Annotated in this window: 1 rRNA gene; it reads right to left on the reverse strand. The window is 55.9% G+C overall.

Going from position 1 to position 245, the window contains the following annotated elements:
- Window positions 1–245, reverse strand: a 16S ribosomal RNA gene (locus M6G53_RS25440); the annotation flags it as partial.

The following is a 245-nucleotide window of genomic DNA, read 5'->3' on the forward strand; positions in this document are numbered from 1 at the left end:
CCGCCTGCGTGCGCTTTACGCCCAGTAATTCCGATTAACGCTTGCACCCTCCGTATTACCGCGGCTGCTGGCACGGAGTTAGCCGGTGCTTCTTCTGCGAGTAACGTCAATTGATGAACGTATTAAGCTCACCACCTTCCTCCTCGCTGAAAGTGCTTTACAACCCGAAGGCCTTCTTCACACACGCGGCATGGCTGCATCAGGCTTGCGCCCATTGTGCAATATTCCCCACTGCTGCCTCCCGT

Origin of the sequence: Serratia nevei, assembly GCF_024160145.1 — a bacterium.
GTDB classification, from domain to species: Bacteria; Pseudomonadota; Gammaproteobacteria; order Enterobacterales; family Enterobacteriaceae; genus Serratia; species Serratia nevei_A.